This window comes from Natrinema hispanicum, assembly GCF_004217335.1.
In the GTDB taxonomy this organism is placed as follows: Archaea; Halobacteriota; Halobacteria; order Halobacteriales; family Natrialbaceae; genus Natrinema; species Natrinema hispanicum.
On the sequence record NZ_SHMP01000004.1, the window covers coordinates 55,569 to 68,935 of the forward strand.

Below are 13,367 nucleotides of genomic sequence, written 5' to 3' on the forward strand. Positions count from 1 at the left end.
CTTTCCAATCGTAGTCGTCGATTTTCACCTGAAGCGTAAAGTGCCCGTTGCGTACTGGAATCTCAGACCCTTCGATTTCAAATCCACCTTGGTGAGAGCCTCCAATTTCGTAGTTCTCTTCATAGACTCTCTCCCCAGCGTCAGAGAGGCGTAATTGAATCTCGTGGCGTGTTTCGTATGTCGTCCATGCAATAATATCGCAGATACGGACTGAATCATCGAACCAATCAAGACACCCTCCTCCCAGAATTACAATACTGCTCCCACAACAGTGGAGAAGAGAACGCCGGTTCATGTATTAACATTTGAATGATACGTAAATGTAATATAAGTGGTTATCTGTTTCGTATTTTGCGCTACTGATCGCCATATCCGACTACAGCGCAAATCAAAAGCAGCGGTCGGATTTGTTCGGAAATCCTCAGTTGGTGCTCACGACCTTGATCACGTCACCCTCCTCGAGTTCGTAATCCTCCCCCACCTCCCGATTCGACTTGGCGTTGACGGCGTGTAAGTAGCCGTCGCCGATGTCGGAGTGGACCGCGTAGGCGAGATCGACCGGCGTCGAGCCATCGGGCAAGAGGAATGCGTCGGGAAGAATATTCCCGCTGCCGTCGGACCACTTCGCGGCGTCCTCGACCGGATAGGCGGTGATGTGCTCGAGTAGGTCGTAGACCGCGTGATCGAGGGCCGCCTGGACGCCGGTGCCGTTCCACTCGGCCATCGTGTCTGCGAGTTCCTCGAGTGCCGTGCGCTGAGCATCGCTGACGTCGTCGCCGATTTCGATCGTCTCGTCGCCAGGATCGTAGTCGACGAGATCGTTGTCCGCGGCCCGGCGAAGCGCAAGTTCGCCCTCCGCGGTGGTCGGGATAACGGGCTTGTCCAGTTCGAGCAAGCGTTCGACGTTTTCCTCGGGCGCGATGTCGATCTTGTTCGCCGCGACGACGATCGGTTTCGTGCGCTGGCGGACGTCACGCGCGAGCGCCTCGCGGTGCTCGTCGTCCCACTGGATCGGATCGTCGGGGTAGTCCAGATCGCGGAGGACGATCGCGATCTGTTTCGGCGAGGCACCGAATCCGGAGAGCATCTCCGCCAGCGCGTCGTCGATGTCGAAGTCGGGCGAGCGGGACTTGCGCTCGACGGACTCCCAGTTGCGCTCGACGATGCCTGCCAGCCAGAGGTCCATCTCCTCCTCGATGAAGTCGATATCCTCGAGTGGGTCGTGCTCGCCGATGTCGACGGGTTCGCCCTTTTCGTTCGTGCCACCGGAAGCGTCGACGACGTTGACGATGACGTCTGCGTTCGTCAGTTCGTCGAGGAACTGATTGCCCAGTCCCTTCCCCTCGTGGGCACCCGGGACGAGCCCCGCGACGTCCAAGAGTTCGATCGGGACGTAGCGCTTCCCGTCCTCGCAGTTGTCGGCGTTACAGCGCTCGTCGCGCTCGAGACAGGGACACTCGGTCCGGACGTAGCTCACCCCGCGGTTGGCGTCGATCGTCGTAAAGGGATAGTTGGCGACGTCTACATCCGCCATCGTCGCCGCCGTGTAAAACGTGGACTTGCCGGCGTTTGGCTTCCCGGCAAGCGCGATCGAAAGCATGGCTCAGGGTAGCAGGGTCCGGGAAAACTACCTTTCGATTCCGACGATGGCGGGCCGACCGCGTGGATCGCAGTCTCGAGCCTAGAGTTCGACGGCCATCATCACTTCGTCGACGTACTTGCCGTCGAGCTTGTAGTGGTCCTCGCGAACGGCCTCGGTCTCCCAGCCGTGGTTTTCGAGAAACGCGATCGCATCCTCGTTGGCCGAAGGCACGCTCTGGTAGACCTTCTCGTAGCCATTGGAAGCAGCCCACTCGAGGCCGCGCGAGAGGAGGTGTGCGCCGACACCGTGTCCGCGGTACTCCTCGATGACCCCGACAGTGAGTTCAGCGGTGTGGCTCAGTTTTTCGAGTTCCGGCGCGTGGATGTGTACCCAGCCGACAACGTCGTCGTCGACGGTGGCGACGAAGAACATCCGCGACTCGAGCTCGTTGTGCCGAAGTAAGGCGCTCTCGTGGTCGATCTCGTCGGCGACGGTCTCGGCTTCGATGTACGTTTTCTCCTCGGCGACCTGTCGGATCGCGCCGACGATCCCCGTCAGATCCTCCTGGCGCGCCGGCCGGATGTGAAACTCGAGATCCTCGTCGACGTACTCTTCCTCTGTGCCCGCTTCGAGGGACACCCTGAGCGTGCCGTCTGCTTCCTCGAGTCGCCCGTCTCGCTTGAGGATCGCGATGTGATGGCGGAAAGCGCCCGGATCGAGGCCGAGTTGTTCGCGCGTCTCTTCGGGATCGACTGCTCCGCGCCGTTCGACGTACTCGTAGATCTGCTTGCGGTCCGTGTGGCCGAACTCGAGCGTCTCTGTCGATTCCATGTTAGTCGCTACCACAAACCAATACTTAACGCTTGGCCGGCCGATCCAGCCAGTGCTCCATCGGAGCCAGACCGCAGTTAACGCGAGCAGTATTCATGTGCCGGCTCGCGGAGCGATCATCCACGCCCGTCCTTAAGACGACAACTGGTACAGCCGAGCGACCTTCCTCCGCCAGGTCCTCGCTTCGAGTGCGTGAGATGGCGCTCGTGGGGTACAGAGCGTGCATCTCGCGGTCCCGATGATTGACGCGACCCTAATTGGTGCTGGCTGTGCGCTTGCCCTCTCCCTCGCGGTCGGACTGGTGGCCCACGAGTGGGCACACGCGACAGTCCTTCGGCTCGCTGGGGTCGATTACGCTATCTCGTATCTTCCCGGCCGACCCGATGGAATTGTGGGGCTGGTAACGACCCATCCATGGGCCGTCGTCGTCCCCCACCCGACTGGACACGAACCAGCCTGGGTCCTTCGTCTCGCCGCGCTTGCACCCGCTGCGCTCGCCGTTCCCGTCTTCGGACTGGGGCTGGCTGGCTCCGTGTCGATCGACTCGCCGGTTGTCGCTGCCACCGCCATCGGCTGGCTCGCCTGTGCGCTCCCCAGTCCACAGGACTTCTCCGTTGCGTTCTACGCCGACCGACTCCTCGAGCGATCCCGCACATTGAACACGGCGACCGGTCCTCGCGCCGACTGACGGTCGTCGTTCGGTCGCCGTGTTCGGACAGCGACGGGACACGATTATCATTACCGACTGATACCGACTCCTGGCAGTCAGTTCCGACGCACCCACCCCCGTCATGCGGGTGCGCCGGGACATCGGGACAGCAGACTGTATGACACCTCATCCCCGATTGCATGACAGCACTCCGAGCTGCTCGTCGCTCGTCTAGTTGGGCAGCTCGAGATCGAACGCATCAGTCGACCACGCGTGTGCGCTCGTAACGATTGCGAACGCGACGAGGATGATCCACGCCGCGACGAGTCCGGTGATCGGAACGATGTCTGCGGTGACTGCCGCCAGACCCAGTCCACAGCAGACGATCGTTCCCGCGTATCGCCGCGGCCACCGGGGAGGCGAGGCGGGTTGAGACGGCGGCTCGAGATACGGGCGCAATTGCTTGGCATGCGGCGTCGGTTCGACCCAGCCGCGGTCTTTGTCGTAGTCGACGATGCCGTGGTTGTCGAGTTTCGGGAGGTGTGACTGATACAGCGAGATGTAGACACGCTGGCGTTCGTCGGAGGTCAGGTTGTCGACGGTCGTTTCTTGTTCCCAGGCGGCGACCTGTTCGGCGAGGTCCCGCAACCGAACCCGGTCGTCCGCGGTACGAAGGTATCGAAGCACGTCCCGCCGGCGTTGTGTTTGAAGCAGATGGTAAATCTCGTCGAGCGAAAGGTCAGCCGAATTCTCAATCGACTCGGATGCTCGCGGCGATTCACCGACGGCATCCGTCCGACTACGTCCGATCACGTGGATTCCCAGACGGACGTATTCTTGTTCAACAAATAAAACTACGCACTCGTCCAACCGTGACCCCGGTATCACCGTGAGAACGCAGGAAACGGGCCGTGGGACGACCTGCGATGAGTCCCACAGCGACGCGATCAGACAGCCACGAACGATCGCGAACCGTGATTGAGCATGGGTGATCCACCGATACGCACCGCACTTCTCGGTGGCTGATACGGTCTGCTGTCAGTCAGTTCCGATGCATCCGCGACCCGTCCTGCGGGCCAACCGGCACATCGGGACAGCAGACCGTATGAGCGGTCGGCATCGCGCCGACAATCAAAATATCGGTTTGTCCAGTAATAAGCTTATCTTTTGGTATTATTATGGCGTCTCGGTTGAGAGACAAATCGAATGTATGGCAAATGGAGCTATTATGTGGGGTGCTTGCCTTTGGGCAAGGGCTTCAGCGACACCAAGACACGCTCACGGCAAACTGTAGACTGTCCGACCACGCACACAGTGACACTTTACCACCCACCGCCCGTCAGCACCGCGTGCGAGTGAGTGACGGTGTTACCGGTCGATTTCTATCGGCGCGGTTCGCTCGGATAGCTCGGCACTGACGAGGGCGGCGTGACTTCGCCGGAGCCGTTCCGACAGCGCCTGATGTGAAATGCCCAGCTCCGCGGCTAACTCCTTGAGCGTCACCCCTCGCGGAACGTCGAAGTAGCCGAGTTCGTGGGCCTTGCAGACGGTCTCGTACTGTGTTTCGGTCAAGGGTGTCTGTGCCCGTGCGAGGTCGTCAACGCCGCTGATCCGGGTGACGGTGACCCGAAACTCGTATTGCTCGAGCAACTCGTGGCACGCCGACACCGATTCCCGGTCGTGAAAGAGTAACTTCACCACCCACCGCCCGTCAGCACCGCGCGCTGTCAAGATCGCACCGTCGTTCTCGGTGACGATCTGTTCGAACAGTTTCACGCCGTCTCCAAACTCGAGTCGGAACAGCCAGCGATCGTTCTGACTGGTTACGCTTTCTGTATTCGTTGTGGATCGCTCGTCGTCAGCGACGCTCGCGACGACCTCGATCGAGGGATCCGCCTCGAGCGCCTGCTTGACCGTCCCGTGATCCGGCCCGTTCGTCCAGACGAGCGGTGCCGACCCACCGATCATTCCACCGACCTGAAACTCGAACGTCGACACTCGATCGAACGTCCGGGCGAAGGCAAGCCGTGCAGCCGGAATCTCGAGTTCGACGACTGTGGTCATCACCGAAGCCCACCACGGTGACGTATAGACGGATTTGGTTTCCGGTAGCCTTTCCCGCCACCCAATTCCACCGACTGTCATGTTTGCGTGACTTCTCACTGCATTCAGTCATCGTTTCTGAGGTGTCCTCTGCGGTAGCTGGCTGTTGTCACTCAGTAACGGTGTGTATTCGACTACTAAATCATGCGCAATCAATCATTTTCGAGACTGGTGGGGTGGTCGGTGTTTTATCAACCATTCTCATTTCCTGTAATTACCGGACACTTACAAGTAGTCCCGACTCCTTGGTTAGCATAGCCAACGGAAATTGGCTGACAGGGAATGCAGGCTATGCGGCGTTTCTTCTCGCTCGCTGTAATGGCTTACCGGTGGAGCCGCGCAACGGGGCTGGTCCCATCGCGGTCGAGTTCGACGAGCCCGTCCGACTCGAGGTCCGCGAGCAGTCCCTCGAGCCACTCGCGGCCGTACTCGCCGTCAGGGGTGTAGTCGACACGAATCCGATGCCCGAGCGTGTCGAGCTCGAGTTCGTCGTACTCCCGGAGCGTGGCGATCACACGGCCCCGGAACTGTCGGCGACTCCCCTCGAAGCTCGGTTGGGTGGGGACGTCGGGGGCGGTGAAATCGCCGCTGGCGTAGGCACCACACCACTCGCGCCAGGGACAGCCGGCCTCGTCACAGCGTGGGGTTTGCTCACAGGCGACGCCACCGAGTTCCATGACGGCGTTGTTCCAGACCCGTGAGCGACCTGTGGGCATGAGGTCGGTCGCGGCGTCCGCGAAGGCTCCGTCGTCGTCCGGCACGTCGAAGGCCCGATAGAGCACACGTTTGACGTTCGTGTCGACGACTGCCTCACCGTTGTTGAACGCGAAACTCGCCACCGCGTTCGCGGTGTAGGGGCCGACACCCATCAGCTCCTGCAGTTCGTCGGGGGTGTCGGGGAACGACCCATCGTATTCCGACTCGACCTGCTGGGCAGCCTCGTGGAGGTACTTCGCCCGATTGTTGTACCCCAGACTGTGAGCCGTCCAAAAGCCCACGACATCCGCGCGGTCGGCGTCGGCCAGCGCAGCGGGCGTCGGCCAGCGCTCGAGAAACGCCTCCCAGGCGTCGACGACACGGCCGAGCTGGGTCTGCTGGCTCATCACTTCGCTGACGAGGATGGCGTACGGATCGTCAGTCTGCCGCCACGGAAAGTCGCGGTGGTCGTCCTCGTACCACGTGATCAGCGCCTCGCGAACCCCTCTCGAGATCGTCGGGCAACGCCCACTCCTGGGCCCCTGCTGTCATCGACGGGGGTTGGGCCGTCGGCTGTAAGTGGGTGTCGCAATCCGCTGGCCTGCACACGACGAATCCCCGTAATTTTTCTCTCGAACAGCAGACATCACGACCATGTCCTCGCGATCGCTCGGGCCGACGCTGATCGCTATCGGCGTTGGGATTATCGTCGTCCCGTTTCTCGTCATGTTCTTTCTGGCGATCGGCCCCCTCGGCTGGGTGCTCCTTGGCGGCGCTGTCATCATCCTTGGAATCGTCGTCTCGCTCCGGGAGTCGCCCGGCTACGACGACGTCGACCGCAGCAATCGGATCAACTGCGACGACTGTGGGGCACGGATCGATGCTGACGCCGACACCTGCGAGTACTGCGGTACTGCCCGGTAAACCGGAGCGACGACAGACACCGCTACTGTCGCCGCCTGACTCGACCACGAAAGGTCTATCCGGCCCGCACCAGTCCCCTCTCGTATGAGTCTCGACGATTTGACCGACGACGTGACGGACTCCTACTCGAGCATCGGCGACGAACTGGCCGTCTCGCTCGACCGCGAGACACGCAACGAACTCGCCTTGCTCGAGACGGCCCTCGAGCCCGAGGAAACGGACGAACTCGTCCGCCGGGCGATCCACATGCTCTTTCAGTCGACCGTCGACACCGGCAAACTCGATTTCCAGCTGCGGACGGCCTACGACGTGACCTATGACGAATACCTCTCGGGAATGACCTTCGAGGAGATGACCGGCGCGGATCAGTATCCGTCGATGGACGACGAACGCCGCTACCAGTTCTAACGCTATCGCGGCCACTTACGACCGGGACGCGACCGGCGTGACTACGGCACCACGTCAACCCATCCCTATGTGTTCTAGGCACAATATATACTTTGACCAACATAAGAGGTGCACTTATCAGTCCTCGATTCTTCGCGTCGCATATGGCAATCAGTCAACGCTCACCCGACGCCGACTACCGCTGTCCCGACTGTTCGGGCGTACTTACGGCCCGATACGACTCGCTGGCCTGTGACGACTGTGGCTACACGCCGCGCCACGGTGCCGACTAACCGATCGCTGGATAACGCGAGCGAACAGGACAGGTACGACGCCGAAAACAGACTTCTATCACTCCCTCCGAACGTCCTTAGTCGTCGATCGGGGCCGCACTCGAGAGCGCTTCGTCGATGTCGGCCTCGGCCATCTTCTCGACTAAGGCGTCGATGACTTCCTCGCGCTTGCCGGAGACGAACTTGATCGAGCCGACGACGAGGTGGCCGCCACCGGAGACGCCGCCGCCTGCGATTTCGGCCTCGAGTTCAGAGACCATATTGGGGATGTCGAGTCGGACGCCGTCACTGCGGAGCACGGCAAAGTCCGGGCCGTAGCCGACCGTGATCACCGGATCGCCGGTCTCCTCGATCTTGCGGTCGTGGATCTCGCCGGTCGTCTTCCCCGGTGCGGGGTAGGTAAACCGGTGGGCGTAGTTTTCGACGTCGATCCGGTAGAGGTGGGCACCGTTGTCGAGCGTCTCGTGCTCGAGATGGGGCATCGCGGCCTCGAGCTGTTCGTCGACTTCCTCGCGGCCGCGCTCGGCGAAGAACTCGACGAGTTCGCGGTGGCGCGCTTCGTCGCCGTTGGCGATCTGAAGCAGGTCTTCGATCAGCTGGTCGCCGGAGTTGTAGCGCAGCCAGAAGGCGGCGTAATCGAGTGCCTCGCTGACGTCCTGCAGGCGGTCCTCGTCGTAGCCTTCCTCGGCGGCGAGCTCGAGGTAGTCGTCCATCGCGTCGGCCTTCGAGCGGTCCGAGATGCCGGCGACGGCGGGAATGTGGCGCAGCTCGTCGGAGAGGTCAGGGTAGATCATCCGTGCGAGCTCGACACAGAGCATACCCGTCGTGATCCGGTAGTCCTCGTCGTGGAGATACGGGTTGACGTGGGCGTCGAGTAGGTCCTCGACCGCCTCGGGGTCGGGATGGTGGTGGTCGACGACCGCGATCGGGATGTCGTAGTGGGCCAGCGTCTCGTAGGCCGGGACGTCCTCGGCCGTCGAACCGTTGTCGAGCATGAGCAGGAGTGGCAGTTGCTGGCCGTGTTTCTCGCGATCCTCGAGCGCGAAGTTCAGATCGCGCGTCGCGTCTTCCATCTCGTAGAACGGCGCTTTCGCGGGCAGGCGCTTGATGAGGTGCCGTGGCGCGTCCTCGTCCTCGTGGACGTCGGCGATAAAGCGCTCGAGGGCGATCTGGACGGGAACGGCGGCACACATCCCGTCGCCGTCGGCGTGGTGGCGCACGCGGATGGGACGTCCCTCCAGCACCGTCCGGCGGAGCAGTCGGGCGACTTCTTCGAGGCTCGGCCGCAGCTTCTCGAAGGCCGGCCAGTCGATCAGCGGCGCGACCTCGTGGGGTTCGGCGCGGGCTTCGAGCGCTTCTTCGAGTCGCTCGCGCGCTTCCTCGGCGTCCTCGCCCTCGAGTTTCGAGAGTCCCTCGACTTCGACCTGGACCGAGTCTTCGCGGTGTTCGGGCGTGCCGGTGATGCGAACGACGTCGCCGATCTCGATGGCGGGGTAGGCACGAACGCCGGCCTCCTCGAAGGCGGCACAGGGGACGACGCCGTTTTCGTCGGCGACGTGGAAGATCGTCGGGCCGCCGGTCTGTTTGACCTGCGTGACCTCGCCTTCGAGGTGGATCTGTTCGCCGAGGTTGTCTTCGAGGCGGTGGGTCCCAGTCAGCGAGTAGTCGTGGCCGACTTCTTCGATCGAGTAGTCGTCGATATCGACGGGCTCGAAGGCCATGTCACCGTTCTCACGGACGCTCTCGAGTTCGACGACGAGTTCGTCGCCGACGGCGAAGGTGCCCTCGAGGACGGACTCGTGGACGAGTCCGGAGACGGAATCGGAGAGGTCGACGAAGACGCCGTAGTCGACGATGCCGTTGATTTCGGCGAGGTAGGGACGGTCTTGCTCGACGTCCTCGGCGGTACAGTCAGGAGCGAGATCGTAGACGACGGAATCCCCGTCGTCTGCGCCGGGTTCCCCGGCGGAGTCACGTGTCATCTTGGTCTGCTGGTTGGAGGCGGTCGCGTATAACCCTTGTCAAGAAGCTATCGTGGCTCGAGACGCCGTCCTTGAAGTTGTGCTAAACAGTAGCTACAAGGGCACCCGTCAGGATCATCCGCGCATGGACATCTCACACCCGCCAGCGGAGGGTGACGAGTACACGTTCGCACGGACGTTCGACCACGAGGACGTCCGCGAATTTGGCGAACTCTCGGGCGACCAACAGCCGATCCACACCGAGCCCGACGAGCTGGGTCGGTTGACCGTCCAGGGACTGCTCACCGCAACGCTGCCGACGAAGATCGGCGGCGACCTCCGCTATATCGCACGGAGCATGACCTTCGAGTTCGTCGAGCCGGTCTACACCGGCGAACGGATCACCTGTACGGTTCGCCTCGAGTCGGTGGCCGAACGCGACGGTTACTACGACGTAGAGAGTGCGGCGGTCTGTACCGACGAAGACGACGAGGTGGTGCTGAGAGGCGAGATCGACGGGCTCATCCCGACGGACGCCTTTTCTGAGGCGACGTAGGCTACACGGTTCGTCCCACGGCAACAATCGGGGACAGGGCCAGCAGCATCGGAACGTTTAGCACTCGCAAAGCCCCAGTGAAAGACATGGGGCTGTTCGACGCGCTGTTTCGCTCGAGCGAGATTCTCGGTATTGCCGAGGAAACCCTCGAGTTCGCCCTCGAGTCCTCCGAGGAGACACACCCAAACGAGTACATGGGGTTTCTCCGGGGGACCGAGGCCGAGCGGCTGGATCTTGACCGGGACGGCCTGGTCATTACGGACATCCTCGTGGTGCCCGGAACCGAGACAAACAGCGTCAGCGCGACCGTCAAGACGAACCAGATTCCAAACGACGTGAAGGCGCTGGGAAGTATTCATTCCCATCCCAACGGCGTGATCCGCCCGAGTAACGCGGATCTGGACACGTTCGGCCGCGGGAGCGTCCACGTCATCATCGGCGCACCCTACCGACGAACGGACTGGAAAGCCTTCGACTCACAGGGGAAGCCGACCCAGTTGAACGTCCTCGACGTCGAACTGCCCGAGACCGAGGACTTCTTCGATTTCACCCAGGCGGACATCGACGAGGAACTGCGATGATGAGATCTTGTATGCTCGAGACGATGCCATCCCGACCGACGACGGAATCGAGAGTGAGACAGCCATGACGCGAACGGTGATTGCACAGGGGACCTTCGACATCCTCCACCCCGGCCACGTCCACTATCTGGAGGAAGCAGCTGCGATGGGCGACGAACTGTACGTCATCGTCGCGCGTAAGGCAAACGTCGACCACAAGGCGAAACCCATCTGTCCTGCGACACAGCGACGCGACGTCGTCGACGCGCTCGAGGCCGTCGACGAGGCTATCCTCGGCCACGAGGAGGACATCTTCGTCCCGATCGAGGAACTCGATCCCGACGTGATCGCACTCGGCCACGACCAACACCACGACGACGAGGCGATCCGCTCGGAACTCGAGGCGCGTGGCATCGACTGTGCGGTTCGCAGAGCAAGCCCCGGCGAGCCAAGCGACGATGACCAGTTGCTCTCGACGCGGCTGATCATCAATCGGATTCTCGAGCGACGGGGCTAGGATCGGGAGGGTCGCCTCGAGAAGGCGCGGTTGCGGCCTCCTCCACGGTACTGCCAGCTATCGAGTCTGGCAGGTCTCTTCCACGTCATACGACCGGACAACAGTCAGTGAATACTCGATCGCGTCTCGAGTGCGATCGATGTCTGAACCGTTTTGTCCGGCAGTATCAATTTTGCATGACGATCGGCGGCGGCAACCGGAGCGAGTCGATAGTGTGTCCTGTTTCGACGAAGTGTTCGATCGCCTTCTCGGAGACCTCTTTTTCAGTGTAGCCGTCGGCAGTGCTCACCTGCCAGTCGCATTCGAGACAGTACTTTAACATACATCGATCTACCAGAGAGTCGTTCACATGGGCGGGAAAGCCCCGTGCAGGAAATCGAAGGGACCGGCACTGGCCGGGTCCCGAAACGGCAGACTTCGCTTGCGGCTGCCGACTAGTCGTCTTTGACGCCGGGGTTGGTCACCGCGCCGTTTTCCGCCGAGCCGAAGTCACGGCCGAACTTCGCCAAGACGCCGGTCTCGTAGTTGGGCTCGGGCTGGTCCCACTCCTCGCGGCGGGCCTCGAGTTCCTCGTCGGAGAGATCGACCTCGAGCGTGCGGTCTTCGATGTCGATCGTGATCACGTCGCCGTCTTCGATGAGACCGATCGGGCCGCCGACGAACGCCTCGGGGGCGACGTGGCCGATCGAGAACCCGCGTGTCGCACCGGAGAAGCGTCCGTCGGTGATGAGCGCGACGTCCTCGGCGTGGCCCTGCCCGGCGACCGCGCTCGTGACGCCAAGCATCTCGCGCATGCCGGGGCCGCCCTGTGGCCCCTCGTTGCGGATGACAATCACGTCGCCGGTTTCGACGTGGCCCTCCTGGACGTACTCCATGGCCTCGGCCTCTTCCTCGAAGACGCGGACGGGCCCTTCGTGGTGGAGGTCGTCGTCGCCCGTGACCTTGAGGACGGAGCCGCCGGGCGCGAGGTTCCCCGTCAGGATGCGGATGGCACCCTGCTCGTCTTTGGGCTCGTCGACGGTATAAAGGAAGTCGACGTCGAGCTCCTCGATCGACGGTGGGTCGAGACGCTCGAGTTCCTCGCCGATCGTGTTGCCCGTGACCGTCAGCGCGTCGCCGTGGAGCAGATCGGCCTCGTAGAGGGCGTTTAAGACGACCGGAACGCCGCCGACCTCGTGGAGGTCGTTCATCACCCGCTGGCCGCCGGGCTGGAGGTTGGCGATCTTCGGGGTGCGCTGGCTGACCTCGTCGAACTCCTCGATCTCGAGATCGATGCCGGCTTCGGCGGCCATCGCCAGCAGGTGGAGGACGGCATTGGTCGAGCCACCGATGGCGACCTGCAGCGCGATGGCGTTCTCGAAGGACTCCTTGGTGAGGAAATCGGAGGGCTTGCGCTGTTCTTCGACGACCTCGACGGCCAGTTCGCCGGCCTCGCGGGCGACGTCGTAGCGCGACTCGGCCTCGGCGGGCGGGCTGGCGCTGCCAAGCGGGGAAAAGCCGAGCGCTTCCGAAATCGAGGCCATCGTGTTCGCGGTGAACATACCACCACACGACCCCGCGCCGGGGCAGGCGTGGCGTTCCATCTCGTCGAGTTCTTCGTTGGACATCTCGCCGTCGGCGACGGCTCCGACACCCTCGAAGACGTTCTGGACGGTGACCTCGCGGCCCTCGTGTTCGCCGGGCATGATCGATCCACCGTAGAGGAAGACCGAAGGGAGGTCAGTCCGGATCGAGGCCATCATCATTCCGGGCATGTTCTTGTCACAGCCACCGATGGTGACCAGCCCGTCCATGCGCTCGCCAAAGGAGACCAGTTCGACGGAGTCGGCGATCATCTCGCGGGAGATCAGCGAAGCCTTCATCCCTTCCGTCCCCATCGAGATCGCATCCGAGATCGTGATCGTCCCGAACTCGATAGGCATGCCGCCGGCCTCGTCGATCCCCGAAAGCGCGGCGTCGGCGACGTCGTCCAAATGGACGTTACACGGCGTGATGTCCGCTGCCGGGTTCGGCACGCCGATCATCGGCGCACCGAAGTCCTCGTCGTCGAACCCCATCGCACGGAACATCGCGCGGTGTGGGGCCTTTTCTGCGCCCTCGGTCACCTCGCGGCTCCGTAACTCCTCGTCTTTGCCGTAGTCGAACTCGCTATCGCCGCTCATAGTCAGACCTTACGTTGAAAGGCCATAAGTCACCCCTTCTCGGTCAGCCCTTCCCAGGTCAGCGGTTCAGCCGAACGCGTTCGGATCGAGACCCGGGGATGTCGTTCGTGGTGCCGACCCCCGCCGACCGGCAGACGAGTCAGTAT

General features: G+C 62.3%; 14 protein-coding genes and 1 pseudogene. 7 read left to right on the forward strand and 8 right to left on the reverse strand.

Annotated elements, in window-relative coordinates; translation table 11 throughout:
- Positions 1-421: 421 nt before the first annotated feature.
- Both BDK88_RS07320 and BDK88_RS07325 read right to left on the reverse strand, forming a co-directional pair.
- The gene (locus tag BDK88_RS07320; protein ID WP_130499871.1) at positions 422-1,600 is read right to left on the reverse strand and encodes a redox-regulated ATPase YchF; all 1,179 of its coding nucleotides are present in this window, start codon (positions 1,598-1,600) and stop codon (positions 422-424) included.
- An 81-nt stretch (positions 1,601-1,681) separates the two neighbouring features.
- Positions 1,682-2,413, reverse strand: a complete 732-nt coding sequence (locus BDK88_RS07325; RefSeq protein WP_130499872.1) for a GNAT family N-acetyltransferase — start codon at positions 2,411-2,413, stop codon at positions 1,682-1,684.
- A gap of 238 nt (positions 2,414-2,651) precedes the next feature.
- Between BDK88_RS07325 and BDK88_RS07330 the strand changes: the two genes are divergently transcribed.
- The gene (locus BDK88_RS07330; protein WP_130499873.1) at positions 2,652-3,101 is read left to right on the forward strand and encodes a hypothetical protein; all 450 of its coding nucleotides are present in this window, start codon (positions 2,652-2,654) and stop codon (positions 3,099-3,101) included.
- Positions 3,102-3,293: 192 nt separating this feature from the next.
- Here the strand turns inward: BDK88_RS07330 and BDK88_RS07335 are convergent, their stop codons facing one another.
- The 3 genes and pseudogenes from BDK88_RS07335 to BDK88_RS07345 form a co-directional block, all read right to left on the reverse strand.
- The gene (locus BDK88_RS07335; RefSeq protein WP_130499874.1) at positions 3,294-3,875 is read right to left on the reverse strand and encodes a DUF7344 domain-containing protein; all 582 of its coding nucleotides are present in this window, start codon (positions 3,873-3,875) and stop codon (positions 3,294-3,296) included.
- 555 nt (positions 3,876-4,430) lie between these two features.
- Positions 4,431-5,126 carry a helix-turn-helix domain-containing protein gene (locus BDK88_RS07340; RefSeq protein WP_130499875.1) on the reverse strand — a complete coding sequence of 232 codons (696 nt, stop codon included), beginning with the start codon at positions 5,124-5,126 and terminating at the stop codon, positions 4,431-4,433.
- Between the two features lie 362 nt (positions 5,127-5,488).
- Positions 5,489-6,413 (reverse strand): annotated as a pseudogene (locus BDK88_RS07345) (A/G-specific adenine glycosylase).
- Positions 6,414-6,515: 102 nt separating this feature from the next.
- Between BDK88_RS07345 and BDK88_RS07350 the strand changes: the two are divergent.
- The 3 genes from BDK88_RS07350 (at position 6,516) to BDK88_RS22040 (ending at position 7,465) form a co-directional block, all read left to right on the forward strand.
- Complete coding sequence (locus tag BDK88_RS07350; RefSeq protein WP_130499876.1) at positions 6,516-6,785, forward strand: hypothetical protein; 270 nt, start codon at positions 6,516-6,518, stop codon at positions 6,783-6,785.
- An 84-nt stretch (positions 6,786-6,869) separates the two neighbouring features.
- On the forward strand, positions 6,870-7,193 hold the full coding sequence (locus BDK88_RS07355) for a hypothetical protein (RefSeq protein WP_130499877.1): 324 nt from the start codon (positions 6,870-6,872) through the stop codon (positions 7,191-7,193).
- Between the two features lie 143 nt (positions 7,194-7,336).
- The gene (locus BDK88_RS22040; RefSeq protein WP_277613470.1) at positions 7,337-7,465 is read left to right on the forward strand and encodes a hypothetical protein; all 129 of its coding nucleotides are present in this window, start codon (positions 7,337-7,339) and stop codon (positions 7,463-7,465) included.
- A gap of 77 nt (positions 7,466-7,542) precedes the next feature.
- On the opposite strand, the gene BDK88_RS07360 is transcribed toward BDK88_RS22040, so the two are convergent.
- Complete coding sequence (locus tag BDK88_RS07360; RefSeq protein WP_130499878.1) at positions 7,543-9,447, reverse strand: DHH family phosphoesterase; 1,905 nt, start codon at positions 9,445-9,447, stop codon at positions 7,543-7,545.
- Positions 9,448-9,571: 124 nt separating this feature from the next.
- Between BDK88_RS07360 and BDK88_RS07365 the strand changes: the two genes are divergently transcribed.
- From BDK88_RS07365 to BDK88_RS07375, 3 genes are all read left to right on the forward strand, one after another.
- Positions 9,572-9,982: an FAS1-like dehydratase domain-containing protein gene (locus BDK88_RS07365; protein WP_130499879.1), complete on the forward strand. Its 411-nt coding sequence runs from the start codon at positions 9,572-9,574 to the stop codon at positions 9,980-9,982.
- An 86-nt stretch (positions 9,983-10,068) separates the two neighbouring features.
- Positions 10,069-10,563: a Mov34/MPN/PAD-1 family protein gene (locus BDK88_RS07370; protein ID WP_130499880.1), complete on the forward strand. Its 495-nt coding sequence runs from the start codon at positions 10,069-10,071 to the stop codon at positions 10,561-10,563.
- 64 nt (positions 10,564-10,627) lie between these two features.
- Entirely contained in the window at positions 10,628-11,059 is a 432-nt protein-coding gene (locus BDK88_RS07375) for an adenylyltransferase/cytidyltransferase family protein (protein ID WP_130500595.1), read from the forward strand.
- A gap of 166 nt (positions 11,060-11,225) precedes the next feature.
- Here BDK88_RS07375 and BDK88_RS22045 read toward each other — a convergent pair whose 3' ends face one another.
- Together BDK88_RS22045 and ilvD are read right to left on the reverse strand one after the other, a co-directional pair.
- Positions 11,226-11,348: a hypothetical protein gene (locus BDK88_RS22045; protein WP_277613476.1), complete on the reverse strand. Its 123-nt coding sequence runs from the start codon at positions 11,346-11,348 to the stop codon at positions 11,226-11,228.
- Between the two features lie 145 nt (positions 11,349-11,493).
- Positions 11,494-13,221, reverse strand: coding sequence for a dihydroxy-acid dehydratase (gene ilvD / locus BDK88_RS07385; protein WP_130499881.1), 1,728 nt, complete (start codon positions 13,219-13,221; stop codon positions 11,494-11,496).
- Between the last annotated feature and the right edge of the window lie 146 nt (positions 13,222-13,367).